The 14,595-nt window shown below is 72.9% G+C and carries 1 protein-coding gene; it reads left to right on the forward strand.

The window, feature by feature from the left end; all coding sequences use genetic code 11:
- Window positions 1-10: 10 nt before the first annotated feature.
- Window positions 11-14,590 (forward strand): type I polyketide synthase, encoded by a 14,580-nt coding sequence (locus ACLJRM_RS21065; RefSeq protein ID WP_410664039.1) that lies wholly within the window; start codon window positions 11-13, stop codon window positions 14,588-14,590.
- The last annotated feature ends 5 nt before the right edge of the window (window positions 14,591-14,595 follow it).

The following is a 14,595-nucleotide window of genomic DNA, read 5'->3' on the forward strand; positions in this document are numbered from 1 at the left end:
GGGGCTGACCGTGTCTGACGACAAACTGCGGAGTTACCTGAAGCGGGCCATCGCGGACGCGCAAGACGCACGGGCGCGGCTGCGCGAGGTCCGGGAACGAGCCGACGAACCGCTCGCCGTCGTCGGCATGGCCTGCCGCTTCCCCGGCGGGGTGACCACGCCGGAGGAGTTCTGGGAGCTGCTGTCGGCCGGGACCGACGCGGTCGGCGGCTTCCCGACCGACCGCGGCTGGGACCTCGACAGCGTCTACGACCCGGACCCGGCGCACGAGGGCACCTCCTACGTCGCGCAGGGCGCGTTCCTGAGCGACGCCACGGAGTTCGACCCGGCGTTCTTCGGGATCAGCCCGCGCGAGGCGCTGGCGATGGACCCGCAGCAGCGGCTGCTGCTGGAGACCTCGTGGGAGGCCCTGGAGCGGGCCGGGATCGACCCGGCGAAACTCAAGGGCACCGCCACGGGTGTCTTCGCGGGCGCCTTCGCCTCCGGGTACGGCATCGGTGTTTCGATGTCGGGCCAGGCGGATTCGGGTGTCGAAAGCCACCTGATGACCGGCAACTCGACCAGCGTGCTGTCCGGGCGGGTGTCCTATGTGCTCGGCCTGGAAGGGCCCGCGGTCACCATCGACACCGCGTGTTCGTCGTCGCTGGTCGCGCTGCACTTGGCCGCGTATGCGGTCCGGTCGGGAGAGTGCTCGCTGGCGTTGGCCGGTGGTGTCACGGTGATGCCGTCGCCGGGGACGTTCGTCGAGTTCTCCCGGCAGCAAGGACTGTCCGCGGACGGGCGGTGCCGGGCGTTCTCCGAGGACGCGGACGGCACCGGCTGGGCCGAGGGCGCCGGGGTGCTGGTGGTGGAGCGGCTGTCGGAGGCGCAGCGGCTCGGCCATCGCGTGCTGGCTGTGGTGCGGGGTTCGGCGGTGAATCAGGATGGTGCGTCGAATGGTTTGACGGCGCCGAATGGTCCTTCGCAGCAGCGCGTCATTCGCGCGGCATTGGCGAATGCCGGGTTGTCGGCGTCCGATGTGGACGTGGTGGAGGCGCACGGCACCGGGACGAAGCTGGGTGACCCGATCGAGGCGCAGGCGTTGTTGGCGACGTATGGGCGGGACCGGGATCGTCCCTTGTGGCTGGGTTCGGTGAAGTCGAACATCGGGCACACGCAGGCCGCGGCGGGGGTGGCGGGGCTGATCAAGGCGGTGCTCGCCCTTCAGCACGGCGAGCTTCCGCGGACGTTGCACGCTGAGACGCCGTCGTCCCATGTGGACTGGACGGCGGGCGAGGTCCGGTTGTTGACGGAGAACGTGGCGTGGGAACGGGGTGAGCGGGTCCGGCGGGCGGGGGTGTCGGCGTTCGGTATCAGCGGGACCAATGCGCACATCATCGTCGAGGAGGCTCCGGCGGAGGAGCCCGTCGAAGTGGTCGTGACAGATGAGCCGACCGTGTGGGTGTTGTCGGGTCGCAGCGCGGACGGGCTGGCCGCGCAGGCTCGGCGGTTGCGCGGGTGGGTGGCCGGGCGTGGGCTGGATCCGGTGGATGTCGGGTGGTCGTTGGCGACTACGCGGTCGGTGTTCGAGCACCGGGCCGTGGTGCTGGGCGAGGATTTGGCGGGCGGGCTGGACAGCCTGATCGGGGAAGTGTCGTCGGGTTCAGTGGTGTCCGGGGTTGCGGATCCGGGTGTTCGGGTCGGTTTGGTGTTCGCGGGCCAGGGTTCGCAGTGGGCGGGCATGGGCCGGGAACTGCATGAGTCGAACCCGGTGTTCGCCCAGGCCTTTGACCGGGTTTCGGGTTTGTTGGAGCTGGAGCTGGGTGTTTCGGTTCGGGATGTGGTGCTTGATCCGGGGACGCCGGGCAGTGATCAGACCCTTTACGCGCAGGCTGGGTTGTTCGCCTTTGAGGTGGCGTTGTTCGAGGTGTTGCGCGCCGCGGGGGTTCGGGCGGATGCGGTGGTGGGGCATTCGGTGGGTGAGGTCGCCGCGGCACACGCGGCTGGCGTGTTGTCTCTGTCGGATGCGTGCCGTCTGGTGGCGGCGCGTGCTCGGTTGATGCAGGCGTTGCCGGTGGGTGGTGCGATGGCGGCGATCAACGCGCCGGAGGCCGAGGTGGCCGAGACGCTGGTCGATGGGGTGTCGATAGCGGCGGTGAATGGGCCGGAGTCGGTGGTGGTTTCCGGTGAGACTGAGGCGGTCGACCAGCTTGTCGCGCTCTGGAAGGAGCGCGGGAACCGGGTTCGGCGGCTGCGGGTGAGTCATGCGTTCCACTCGGCGGCGATGGATCCGGTGCTGGATGAGCTGCGCGAAGTGGCTGAAGGGCTCACGTATGCGCGTCCGGAGCTGTTGTGGGCGGGTGCGTTGACGGGTGAAGTGCTGACGGAGTGCGAGGCGGGCTATTGGCCCGCGCAGACGCGGGGTGCGGTGCGGTATGGGGAGGCGGTGGAGTCCCTTGTGGCGCAGGGGATTTCGGTGTTCCTGGAGGTCGGGCCGGACGGTTCGTTGTCCGCGCTCAGCCCGGCCGATGCGGCGTTCGTGCCGTTGCAGCGCAAGGACGGCACCGGCCTGATCGCCGGGCTGGCGCGGGCCTTCGTACAGGGGGTGAGTGTCGACTGGAGCACGCTGATTCCCCAGGGGAACCGCGCGCAGCTGCCCACCTACGCCTTCCAGCACCAGCGTTACTGGCCCGACGGCATCATCTCGCTGACGCCGTCGGCTGCCGCTGACACCGAGTTCTGGACCGCGGTGGACGAGGGCGATCTGGACTGGCTCGCCGGGGAACTCGACCTTGACGACCGGCTTGACGACCAGCAGCACCTCGACGTGCTCCTGCCCGCGCTGGCGTCCTGGCGCCGCCGGAAACAGGACCGCTCGACCATCGCCGACTGGCGTTACCGCACCGAGTGGACCGCGCTGCCCGAGCCCGCTCCGGCGGCTCTTTCCGGACGCTGGCTGCTTGTCGCGCCGGAGAGCGTCGGCACGCGGCCGTATGCCGACGCGCTGTCGGCCGCGGGAGCCGAGGTCGAGGTGATCGAGGTCCCCGCCGGTGTCGTGGCGCGGGACGCGCTCGGCGCGCTGCTGGACTCCGCGCCGGCGGGCGTGCTGTCGTTGCTCGCGCTGGACGAGAACCCGCTGCCCGAACTGCCCTCCGTCGCCGGCGGACTGGCCGCGACCCTCGGGCTCGTCCAGGCGTTGGCTGAGGTCAGCGCGCCGCTGTGGGTGGCCACGCGCGGCGCGGTGGCGGACGGTGCTGCGAATCCGGTGCAGGCGCAGGCTTGGGGCCTGGGCCGGGTTGTCGGCCTGGAGCACCCGGAACGCTGGGGCGGGCTGCTCGACCTGCCGGAGACGCTGGACGAGCGCGCGGCCGCGCGACTGGTCTCGGTGCTCGCCGGGGGCGTTGAGCGCGAAGTCGCGCTCCGAGACGGCGGGGTGCTGGGCCGCCGTCTCGTGCACGCCGGACGGGTTTCGCGCGAGCCGTGGACGCCGCGTGGCGACGTGTGGCTCACCGGCGGCACCGGCGCGCTCGCCGGGCACGTGTCCCGCTGGCTGGCCGAAAACGGCGCGCGTCGGCTGGTGCTCACCAGCCGTTCCGGCCCGGCCGCCGGAGTCGCGGCGCTGGTCGCCGAGCTGGCCGAGCAGGGCACGCGGGTGGACGTGCTGGCCTGCGACGTGACCGACCGCGCGGCGCTGACCGCGCAGGCCGCCTGGATCGGCCCCGAGCTGAGCACCGTGCTGCACACCGCCGGGGCGCTCGACGACGGCGTGCTCGAACACCTGTCGCCCGCGCGACTGGCCGCCGTGCTGGATGTGAAAGCCCGCGGCGCGGCGTTGCTGGACGAGGTCACCGCCGGACTGGAACTGGACGAGTTCGTGCTGTTCTCCTCGGCCGCCTCGACCCTCGGCGCGGCGGGACAGGGCAACTACGCGGCCGCGAACGCGTACCTGGACGCGCTGGCGGAGCACCGTCGGGCGCGGGGACTGCCCGCGCTGGCCGTGGCGTGGGGCGCGTGGGCGGGCGGCGGCTTCGCCGACTCCAGCGCGGCCGCGCGCACCCGGACCAGCCGAGGCGGCATGCGGCCGATGGAGCCGCAGCTCGCGGTCCGCGCCCTCGGCGAGGCGCTGCGCGGGGTCGAACCGGTGCAGACCGTGCTGGACATCGACGTGGCCGAGCTCCCGGCGGAGCTGCGGACCGCGCCGTTGCTGCGGGACCTGCCGGCGATCCGACGTCTTCCCGCCGTCGCCGCGCAGCCGCCCGCCACCGGCGAACTCGTGCGGCGGCTGACCGGGCTGAGCCCCGCCGACCAGGACGAACTGCTCACCGACCTGGTCCGCACCGAAGCGGCGATCGTGCTCGGGCACGCCTCGGCGGACCCGATCGAGCAGCGGCGGGCGTTCAAGGACCTCGGTTTCGACTCGCTGACTTCCGTCGAGCTGCGCAACCGGCTGGGGGCGGCGACCGGCGAGCGGCTGCCCGCGACGGTGGTGTTCGACCACCCGACCCCGGAAGCGCTGGCCGCGTTCCTGCGGACCGAACTGCTCGGCGAGCACCCGGAAATCGGTGCCGCCGCGCCCGCCGCCGTGTCGTCTGCCGACGAGCCGATGGCGATCGTCGGCATGGCGTGCCGGTTCCCCGGCGGTTCCAGCACTCCGGAGCAGTTCTGGGAGATGCTGGCCTCCGGCACTGACACGGTGGGGGACTTCCCCGCCGACCGCGGCTGGGACCTCGACAGCGTGTACGACGCCGACCGGGAAAATGCGGGCACTTCCTATGTGGCGCAGGGCGCGTTCGTCGCCGACGCCGCCGGGTTCGACGCCGACTTCTTCGGGATCAGCCCGCGCGAGGCGCTGGCGATGGACCCGCAGCAGCGGCTGCTGCTGGAGACCTCGTGGGAGGCGCTGGAGCGGGCCGGGATCGACCCGGCGAAGCTCAAGGGCAGCGCCACCGGCGTCTTCGCGGGCGGCTACATCTCCGGCTACGGCCTCAACCTGGCCACCGAAAGCGGGGTCGAAGCGCACAGCCTGACCGGCAACGCCACCAGCGTGCTGTCCGGCCGGATCTCCTACGTCCTCGGCTTGGAAGGCCCCGCGGTCACCATCGACACCGCGTGCTCGTCGTCGCTGGTCGCCCTGCACCTGGCCGCGCAAGCGGTGCGCTCCGGCGAATGCTCGCTGGCGCTGGCCGGTGGCGTCACGGTGATGGCGACCCCGGGCATGTTCATCGACTTCTCGCGCCAGCAGGGCCTTTCCGCCGACGGGCGGTGCCGGGCGTTCTCCGACGACGCGGACGGCACCGGCTGGGCCGAAGGCGCGGGCGTGCTGGTGGTGGAGCGGCTTTCCGACGCACAGCGCAACGGGCACCCGATTCTGGCTGTAGTGGCCGGTTCCGCGGTGAACCAGGACGGTGCGTCGAACGGGTTGACGGCGCCGAACGGTCCTTCGCAGCAGCGAGTGATTCGGGCGGCGTTGGCCGATGCCGGGCTGACGGTGTCCGATGTGGACGTCGTGGAGGCGCACGGCACGGGCACGACGCTGGGCGACCCGATCGAGGCGCAGGCCGTGCTCGCGACGTACGGCCAGGACCGGGATCGTCCACTGTGGCTGGGTTCGGTCAAGTCCAACATCGGCCACACCCAAGCGGCGGCCGGTGTGGCCGGGGTGATCAAGATGGTGTTGGCGTTGCGGAACAACGAGATTCCGCGCACGCTGCACGCCGAGACGCCTTCGTCGCATGTGGACTGGGCGGCGGGCGACGTTCGCCTGCTGACCGAGAACGCGCCGTGGCCGGTCAACGGTCATCCGCGCCGCGCGGGCGTGTCGTCGTTCGGGATGAGCGGCACCAACGCACACATCATCCTGGAGGACGCGCCGGCCGCGGTGCCGGCCGAACCGGAGGAAGCGACGGCTCCGGTGGTGTCCGGCGCGGGTGCGCTGGTGCTGTCCGGCCGGACCGAGCCGGGACTCGCCGCACAGGCGCGTCGCCTGGACGACTGGCTGACCGGGCGGGAGACGCGTCCGGAGGACGTGGCCTGGTCGTTGGCGACGACGCGGTCGGTGTTCGAACGCCGGGCCGTGGTGATCGGCGACGGCACCGGTTTGACGGATCTGGCGGCGGGTTCGCCCTCGGGTGCGGTGGTGACCGGGTCGGCGCGGACCGGTGTCCGGCCGGTGTTCGTGTTCGCCGGGCAGGGTTCGCAGTGGCTCGGCATGGGCCGGGAGCTCGCGCGGGTGAGTCCGGTGTTCGCGGCGCGGTTGGCGGAGTGTGAGGCGGTTTTGGAGTCTTTTGTGGACTGGAAGCTGTCCGAGGTGTTGGCCGAAGAGTTGACGACGGCGGATGTGGTGCAGCCTGCGTTGTGGGCGGTGATGGTGTCTCTGGCTGCGGTGTGGGAGGCGGCTGGGGTGCGCCCGGAGGCGGTGGTCGGTCATTCGCAGGGCGAGATCGCGGCGGCGACTGTTGCGGGGATGCTGTCTCTTGAGGACGGTGCGCGGGTTGTTGCGCTGCGCTCGAAGTCGTTGAAGGTGTTGGCGGGTCTAGGCGGCATGCTGTCGGTCAGCGCGGCGGCCGGTGTGGTGGAGGAGCGGCTGGGCCGGTGGGGTGATCGACTGTCGCTCGCGGCCGTGAACGGTCCGGCCGCGGTGGTCGTTTCGGGTGAGCCGCAGGCGTTGGCCGAACTGAAGTCCGAACTGGATGCCGAGGGCATCCGGGCACGGATGGTGGCGGTGGATTACGCGTCGCATGGTGTGCAGGTGGAGAGCCTGGAAGCGGAGATCCGTGCGGTGCTGGCGGGGATCGAGCCGCGGCGTGGCCGGGTGCCGATGGTGTCGGCGATGACGGGGGAGACCCTGACCGGCGAGGAACTGGACGCCGGCTACTGGTACGAGAGCCTGCGTGCGCCGGTGATGTTCGACCGCGCGATCCGGACGGTGGCGGGCAGCGGGAACCGGATGTTCGTCGAGGTGACCCCGCACCCGGTCCTGCTCGGCGCGATGAACGACACCTTGGACGAACTGGCCGCCGACGCCGAGTCGGGAACCGCCCCGGTCTGCGGCACGTTGCAGCGCGACGACGGCGGCGCGGTCCGGCTGCTCACCTCGTTCGCCGAGGCTTTCGTGCACGGCGTGACCGTCGACTGGACGAAGGTGCTGCCCGTCGGGAACCGGGTCGAGTTGCCTACCTACGCCTTCCAGCACGAGCGGTTTTGGCCGCAGGGCATGCTTTCGCTCTCGCCCCACGGCGGCACGGACCCGGCCGCGCTGGGATTGTCCGCGGTCGGGCACCCGCTGCTCGGCGCGGCGATGGAACTCGCCGACGGCGCGACGGTGTGCTCCGGCCGGCTCTCCACACGTACTCAGCCGTGGCTGGCCGACCACGCCGTCGGCGGCGTGATCCTGTTCCCCGGCACCGGATTCGTGGAGCTGGCGGTGCGCGCGGGCGACCAGGTGGGCCGCGACAAGGTGGAAGAACTGACCTTGCAGGCCCCGCTGGTGCTGCCCGCCGACGGCGGTGCGGTGCGGATCCAGGTCGTCGTCGCCGCGGACCGCGAGAACCTGGAGATCTTCTCCCGCCCGGACGGTTCCGCGGGGGAGTGGACCCGCCATGCCACCGGCGTGCTGGCGGCCGCGTCCGCCCCGCCCGCGGTGTCGGAGGACTTCGGCGTCTGGCCGCCTTCGGACGCGACCGCGTTGGCCGTCGACGGTTTTTACGCCGCGAAACTGTCCGATGTGTACGGTCCGGCGTTCCACGGCCTGCGCGCGGCATGGCGGCGCGGCGAGGACGTGTTCGCCGAGATCGAGCTGCCGGAGTCGGTGGCGGGCCGAGCGGATCAGTTCGGCCTGCACCCGGCGCTGCTCGACGCCGCCCTGCACGCCGCGCTGCTGGAGGACTCCGGCGACGAGGTCCGGATGCCGTTCGCGTGGACCGGCGTCGAACTCCACGCCGAGGGCGCTTCGGTGCTGCGCGCCAAAGTCGGGCGCGGTCGGCGCGGCGATCTTTCGCTGGTCGCCGTCGACCCCGCCGGTGCTCCGGTGGTCACGGTGGATTCGTTGACCAGTCGTCCGGTGTCCGCGCCCGCGGTCGCCGAACCGGCTTCGTCCGGCCTGTTGTTCGCCGAACAGTGGACCCCGGCCGCCGAAGCCGCGATCCCGGCCGGTGCCTGGGCGGTGCTCGGCGACGACCCCTTCGGCCTGGCCGAAGAGCCGACCGTCGCGGGCCTCCCGATGCAGACCTACCCGGACCTCGCCGGACTGGCGGCCGCGGACCCCGTTCCCTCGATCGTGCTCACCAGCGTCGCCGGGACCGGCTCGATGCCCGAAGCCGCGCACACCGCCGCCGCGGCGGCGCTCGGACTGGTCAAGGACTGGCTGGAGGAACCGCGCCTGGACGCGGCGCGGCTGGTGGTGGTCACCCGGTCCGGCGCCGCGGTCGCCCCGGGCGAGGCCGTGGCCGATCTCGCCGCGGCCGCCGTCCGTGGGCTGCTGCGTTCGGCACAGGCGGAGAACCCCGGCCGGTTCGTCCTCGTGGATCTGCCCACCGAAAACGCCGGAATCGCCGCGCTCCCCGCCGTGCTCGGCGGGGAGGAACCGGAGCTGGCGTTGCGGGAGAACGGCGTCTTCGGACGCCGCGTGGTCCGTTCGTCTGGCAACGCGATGGCGGTTGAACGACCCGACGCGGGCCCCGGCGGCCCCCGTTCGCTGCTGGTCACCGGCGGCACCGGCACCCTCGGCGGCCTGGTCGCCCAGCATCTGGTGCGCACCGGCCGAGCCCAGGAAGTGCTGCTGACCAGCCGGTCCGGCCCGGCCGCCGCCGGAGCGGCCGCGCGCGCCGCGCAGCTGGCGGAACTGGGCGCCGCGGTCCGGATCGTCGCGTGCGACGCGGCCGACCGCGACGCGCTGGCCGCGCTGCTGGACACCGTCGGAGAGGACTGCCCGCTCGGCGAGGTCTTCCACGCCGCCGGGATCATCGACGACGGCCTGGTCGCCGGGCTCACCGCCGACCGCCTGTCCGCGGTCCTGCGCCCGAAGGCCGACGCCGCCTGGCACCTGCACGAACTCACCCGGCACCTGGACCTGCGGCAGTTCGTGCTGTTCTCCTCGGCCGCGGCGACCTTCGGCGCGCCGGGACAGGGCAGCTACGTCGCCGCCAACACCTTCCTCGACGCGCTCGCCGGACACCGCCGGGCAGCGGGCCTGACCGGCACTTCGCTGGCCTGGGGCCCGTGGGTGCACGAGGCGGGCATCGGCCGCGACCTCGGCGAACAGTCGTTGTCGCGGATCAGCCGCTCCGGCGTCACCGCGCTCGGCGCCGACGAGGGTCTCGCGGTGATGGACGCGGCGCTGGCCACCGAAGACGCCGTGCTCATCCCGGTCCGCCTGGACGTGGCGGCCCTGCGCGGCGCCGACGTCCCGCCGCTGTGGCGGGCGCTGGCCGGTGCTCCCGCGCGGCGCACCGCTGCTTCGGCCCCGGCTGCTGACAGCGACTCCCTTCGCAAGCGGCTGGCCGCGGCCACTCGCCAGGAACGCGACCGGATGCTGCGGCAGCTGGTGCTGGCGCACGTGGCCGCGGTGCTCGGGCACGCCTCGGCGGCTTCGATCGGCGCCGACCGCGCGTTCACCGATCTGGGCTTCGACTCGCTGACCGCGGTGGAACTGCGGAACCGGCTGCGGGCCGAAACCGGGCTGCGGCTGCCCGCCACGCTGATCTTCGACCACCCCACGCCTGCCGCGCTGGCCGTTTCGCTGCGCGGCGAGCTGATCGGCGACCTGTCCGCACCGCACCCGGCCCCGGCCGCGCGGCGGGCCGGAACGGACGAGCCGATCGCGATCGTCGGCATGGCCTGCCGGTTCCCCGGCGGCGCTGCCAGCCCGGAGGAGCTGTGGGAGCTGCTGTCCTCCGGCGGCGACGCGATCGAATCCTTCCCGGCCGACCGAGGCTGGCCGGTGGACGAGCTCTACGACCCGGAGTCCGAGCAGGCCGGGACCACCTACACCAAGGAAGGCGGTTTCGTCCGCGACGTCATCGGTTTCGACGCCGGGTTCTTCGGGATCAGCCCGCGCGAGGCACTGGCGATGGACCCGCAGCAGCGGCTGCTGCTGGAGGTGTCCTGGGAGGCGTTCGAACGCTCCGGCATCGACCCGGCGAGCCTGTCGGGCAGCCAGACCGGCGCCTTCATCGGCGGCTACGGCTCGGGTTACGCGGCGGCGGGTCTGGACGGCAGCGCGGAGTTCGAGGGTGCCGAAAGCCACCTGATGACCGGCAACGCGACCAGCGTCCTTTCGGGCCGCCTGTCGTACTTCTTCGGGCTGGAAGGCCCGGCGGTCACGATGGACACCGCGTGTTCCTCGTCGCTGGTCGCGCTGCATCTGGCGGCGAAGGCGCTGAGCGCGGGGGAGTGCTCCCTCGCGCTGGCCGGCGGAGCCACGATCATGGCCAGCCCGGACGGGTTCGTCGCCTTCTCGCAGGCACGCGGTCTGGCGGCGGACGGCCGGTCGAAGGCGTTCGCCGAGTCGGCCGACGGCATGGGCATGGCCGAGGGTGTCGGCATGCTGGTGGTGGAGCGGCTCTCCGACGCGCGGCGCAACGGGCATCCGGTGCTGGGGCTGGTCCGGGGTTCCGCGGTGAACCAAGACGGGGCCTCGAACGGCTTGACGGCGCCGAACGGTCCGTCGCAGCAGCGGGTCATCCGCGCGGCGCTGGCGAGCGCCGGCCTTTCGCCGTCCGAAGTGGACGCGGTGGAGGCACACGGCACCGGCACGAAACTCGGCGACCCGATCGAAGCGCAGGCGTTGCTGGCCACCTACGGTCAAGACCGCGACCGCCCGTTGTGGCTGGGTTCGGTGAAGTCGAACATCGGCCACACACAGGCGGCGGCCGGCGTGGCGGGCGTGATGAAGATGCTGCTGGCGCTGGGACACGAGCAGCTGCCGAAAACCCTGCACGCGGCCGAGCCGTCCTCGCAGATCGACTGGACGGCCGGGCAGGTCGAACTGCTCGCCGAACCGATGGCCTGGCCTTCCGGCGGACGGCCGCGCCGGGCCGGGATTTCCTCGTTCGGCATCAGCGGCACCAACGCGCACATCATCCTCGAGGAGGCCCCGCCGGAGGACGCCGAACCGCGTCCGGACGCCGAGCCCCTGCTGCGCGGACCCGGTGCCTGGCTGGTGTCCGGCCGCTCCGCGGAGGGCCTCGTCGGACAGGCTGGCCGGCTGCGCGAATGGGCGGCCGCGCAGCCGGAGACCGACCCCGCCGACGTGGCGTGGTCGCTGGCGACAACCCGCTCGGCGTTCGCGCACCGTGCCGTCGTCCTCGGCGAGGACCGGACGAAACTGCTGGCCGGACTGCACGAGCTGGCGACCGGAGGCACCACCGGCACGGTGGTGGCCGGAACGGCCAGCCCCGGCGGCGCGGTGACGTTCGTCTTCCCTGGCCAGGGCTCCCAGTGGGCGGGCATGGGCCGGGAACTGGCGGAGGCCAGCCCGGTCTTCGCGGCCCGGCTCGCCGAATGCGAGCGGGCACTGGCGCCGTTCGCCGACTGGAACTTGACGGAGGTGCTCTCCGGCGAACTGCGCACCGCGGACCTGGTGCAGCCCGCGCTGTGGGCGGTGATGGTCTCGCTGGCCGCGGTGTGGGAAGCGGCCGGAGTAGCGCCGGATGCGGTGGTGGGGCACTCGCAGGGCGAGATCGCGGCCGCCACCGTCGCCGGGATGCTGTCCCTGCGGGACGGCGCGCGGGTTGTCGCGCTGCGCTCGAAGTCGCTGAAAGTGCTTGCGGGCGCGGGCGGGATGCTGTCGGTGACGCTGCCCGCCGCGGCGGTTGAACAGCGGATCTCCCGCTGGGGAGAGCAGCTCGCGCTGGCCGCGGTCAACGGCCCGGCCGCCGTGGTCGTCTCCGGCACTCCCGAAGCGCTCGCGGAGCTCAAGGACGAACTCGACGCCGAGGGCGTGCGCGCCAAGATGGTCGACGTCGATTACGCCTCGCACTCCGCGCAGGTGGCGCGGCTGGAAGACGAGATCCGTGCGGTGCTGGCCGGGATCGAGCCGCGTCGTGGCCGGGTCCCGATGGTGTCGGCGATGACCGGCGAAACCCTTACCGGCGAAGAACTCGACGCCGGGTATTGGTACGCGAGCCTCCGCGCCACCGTGCGTTTCGACCGTGCGGTGCGGACGCTGGCCGACGAGGGACACCAGCTGTTCGTCGAGGTCAGCCCGCATCCGGTGCTGCTCGGCGCGACGACCGACACGCTGGAGGAGGCCGCCGCGGACGCCGCCCCCGGCACGGAACCGGCCGCGGTGTGCGCGACGCTGCGCCGCGACGACGGCGGCGCGACCAGGATGCTCACCTCGTTGGCGCAGGCGTATGTCACGGGAGCCGGGGTGGACTGGACCGCGGTGCTCCCGGTCGCCGAGCGGATCGCCTTGCCCACCTACGCCTTCCGGCACGACCGCTACTGGCCGACCGGGGCGGCTGCCGCCGGCGCGGTGCGCGGCGGCGATGGTTCGCAGGCCGAAGCCGAATTCTGGGCGGCGGTGGAGAGCGGCGACCTGGCCCAGATCGCCGACACCCTGGCGCTGGAGGACCAGGAGCAGTTCAGCGCGGTGCTGCCCGCGCTGGCGTCCTGGCGGCGTCGGGACCAGGAGAAGTCGGTGACCGCGAGCTGGCGCTACCGCATGTCGTGGGCGCCCCTGCCGGAACCCGATTCCGTGCTGCTGAACGGAACTTGGCTGCTCGTCGTCCCCGAAGGCGGCTTCGCCGAGACGCTGCGGAGGGACTGCGCCGCAGCGCTGACCGTACGGGGCGCCGAGGTCGTGGTCGCGGAGATCCCCGCCGGGCACGCCGCCCGGCACGAGCTTTCGCCGGTGCTCGACCAGGCCGTCGACGGCGCGCCGATCGCCGGGGTGCTCTCGCTGCTGGCGCTCGACGAAGCTCCGCTGCCGGACCATCCGGTGGTGGCCGCCGGACTCGCCGCCACGCTGGGCCTGGTGCAGGCGTTGGGCGACGCCGGGGTGCTCGCGCCGCTGTGGCTGGCGACCAGCCAGGCGGTCGCGGCCGCGCCCGGCGAGGTGCCCTCGAGCGTCGTGCAGGCGCAGGTGTGGGGGCTGGGCCGGGTCGTCGGACTCGAACACCCGGACCGCTGGGGCGGGCTGCTCGACCTGCCCGCCGAGATCGACGAGCGGGCGGGCGCGCGGCTGGCCGCGGTGCTGGCCGACGGCGACGAGGACCAGGTCGCCCTCCGCCGGTCCGGGGTGCTGGGCCGCCGGATGGCGCGGGCAGGACGCCCGCGGCGAGGCGGGTCCTCGTGGCGGCCGCGCGGCAGCGTGCTGATCACCGGCGGCACCGGCGCGATCGCCGGGCACGTCTCGCAGTGGCTGGCCGAACGCGACACCGAGCGGCTCGTGCTCACCAGCCGGTCCGGCTCCTCGGCCGCGGGCATCGCGGCGCAGGCGGCGGGGCTGGCCGAACAGGGCAGCCGGGTGGACGTGCTGACCTGCGACGTCGGCGAGCGGGCCGAGGTCGCCGGGGTGCTCGACTGGATCGGGCGCACCGGACCTGAGCTGTCCTCGGTGATGCACACCGCCGGCGTACTCGACGACGGCGTGATCGACCGGCTCTCCACCTCGCGCTTCGAGAAGGTCCTCTCGGCCAAGGCCACCAGCGCGGGCCACCTGGACGAGCTGACCGCCGAGCTGGATCTGGATGCGTTCGTGCTGTTCTCCTCAGCGGCTTCGACGCTGGGCTCGGCCGGGCAGGGCAACTACGCGGCGGCGAACGCCTACCTGGACGCGGTGGCGGAGAACCGGCGCGCGCGGGGCCTCAGCGGTCTGTCGGTGGCGTGGGGCCTGTGGGGCGGCGGCGGTCTCGCCGAGTCCAAGGACGCGATCAAGAGCCGGATGAAGCGGCTGCCGATGCCCGCGATGGATCCGCGCCTGGCGGTGCGGGCGCTGGGCGAATCGCTCGACGGGTCCGATGCCGTGGTGACGGTGATGGACGTGGACTGGAGCCGGCTGGCCAACCTGGCGCAGCGCCCGCTGGTGCGGGACCTGCCCGAGATGCGGCAGCTGGCCGCGGCTCCGGCCGCGGCCGCGCCGGAAGCGGGCGACCTCGCCCGGCGGCTGGCGGGGCTCGAACGGGCCGACCAGGAACGGCTGCTCACCGATCTGGTGCGCGCGGAGGCCGCGGTGGTGCTCGGCCACCCGTCGGCGGACGCGGTGCGGGCGAGCCAGGCGTTCAAGGAACTCGGCTTCGATTCGCTGACCGCGGTGGAGATCCGGAACAGGTTGAACACCGCCACCGGGCTGCGGGTCCCGACTACGTTGATTTTCGACTACCCCACCCCGGTGGCGGTGGCCGCCTGGCTGCGGTCCGGGCTCGTCGGCGACGACGCGGCCGGGGTCCCGGTGCTGGACGAGCTGGACCGGCTGGAGGCGGCGCTGACGAAACCGGCGGCCGGGCAGGAGATGGAGGACCGGATCACGCGTCGGCTGCAGACGATCCTGTCAGCGTGGATCACGAAGCAGGGCGGAGCGGAAGCCGAGGGCGGCGAGGTCGAACTCGGCTCGGCGACGCCCGACGAGGTGTTCGAGTTTCTCGACAAGGAACTGGGCCTGTCCGACTAGGTGCT

It is taken from the genome of Amycolatopsis sp. lyj-84 (assembly GCF_046549075.1).
Lineage (GTDB): Bacteria > Actinomycetota > Actinomycetes > Mycobacteriales > Pseudonocardiaceae > Amycolatopsis.